This window comes from Halorubrum ezzemoulense DSM 17463, from assembly GCF_002114285.1.
Classification (GTDB): domain Archaea; phylum Halobacteriota; class Halobacteria; order Halobacteriales; family Haloferacaceae; genus Halorubrum; species Halorubrum ezzemoulense.
This window is the reverse complement of sequence record NZ_NEDJ01000153.1, coordinates 1-1,124: the sequence shown is the minus strand read 5'-3', so window position 1 is coordinate 1,124 and position 1,124 is coordinate 1. Positions and strand designations below refer to the sequence as shown.

Sequence of the window (1,124 nt, the reverse complement as noted above, 5' to 3'; positions counted from 1 at the left end):
ATAGTGTTTAAGGAAGACATTTACCGATAGACGTAGTAGAGCCGGTAATGGGTCGGCTTGACGAGGTTGCGCTTGAGGAACTCTACGAAGTTAAAGAGGAGATTGACGAGGGAAAGCCGCGGGAACGTGTTCTCGCGGCGATAGGGCGCAAACAGGGCGATCACTTGGATACATTGGCTGAACGCCATGACGTCGTCGAGAAAACGATCCGCAACTGGCTCGATCGGTTCGAAGAAGAACCGATCGAGCAAGCCCCCTACGACGCTCCTCGACCAGGACACCCAGGAAAAATCAAGGGACAAGACCGCGAGCAGCTGTTCGAACAGCTACAACAGCCGCCAACCGAACTCGGCTACGATCAGCAAGCGTGGTCGGCGAAGCTCCTCCTTCACCACGTCAAAGAGGAGTACGGCGTCGAATACCACGAAAACTACGCCTACGAATTGCTGAGAGAGGCCGGGCTGTCCTTGCGGACAGCACGGCCTCAACACCACGAAGCTGACCCCGAAGAGAAGGCTGAGTTTCAGCAGACAGTCAAAAAAAACGAGCCGAACTGAGCGAGAAAACCGTCGTTGTCGTCGATCAATTCACCAAGCACGTCGGAACCGTTCAGCGGCGTGGCTGGTACCCGATCGGGTCAAATCCGACGATAGAGACAGCAACGTCTTGGGAGTCGGTGACAGTGCTTGGCGCTGTCACCGACGACGGTGACAGCTTCTACTGCTGGACAGAAGAGAACTTGACCAGATTCCACGGGATTCGGCTGTTAGAGGCATTGAAACACAAGTTTGGCGAGGAGTTAGTGGTGTTTCTGGATCGAGCGGGCTACTTCTACGCGAGGGATCTCTGGGAACACGTGAGCGGAGAACGCGAGACCGAAACTGTCGGAGACAGTTCGGTCTCGTGCGTGCGTGGGGACGATCTCGAAGTGTGGTACTTCCCATCGAAACTCCCCGAGTTGAACGCTGTCGAAGGGTGCTGGGACCAACTACAGGAGTGGTTCAAGTACCGCCTTATGCCAGATCTCTCGACGCTGAAAGATTACATTCTGCGAGGACTAAGCGCGATCACCGAACCGAACATCTGGCCGTATCTCACCGGTAAAGATTCGAATTAAACACTAT

At 54.6% G+C, this 1,124-nt stretch carries 2 protein-coding genes; both read left to right on the top strand.

The genetic code is table 11. From position 1 onward, the window contains the following. Nucleotides 1-47: 47 nt before the first annotated feature. Complete coding sequence (locus B9H04_RS17815; protein WP_049932884.1) at nt 48-557, top strand: IS630 family transposase; 510 nt, start codon at nt 48-50, stop codon at nt 555-557. Continuing rightward, nucleotides 554-1,117, top strand: a complete 564-nt coding sequence (locus B9H04_RS17810) for a transposase (protein ID WP_080508605.1) — start codon at nt 554-556, stop codon at nt 1,115-1,117. The genes B9H04_RS17815 and B9H04_RS17810 overlap by 4 nt, the downstream gene beginning before the upstream one ends. The last annotated feature ends 7 nt before the right edge of the window (nt 1,118-1,124 follow it).

Excerpts from the sequence above, each read along its gene's own strand:
- B9H04_RS17815 (WP_049932884.1), top strand. The coding sequence starts at position 48 with ATGGGTCGGCTTGACGAGGTTGCGCTTGAGGAACTCTACGAAGTTAAA.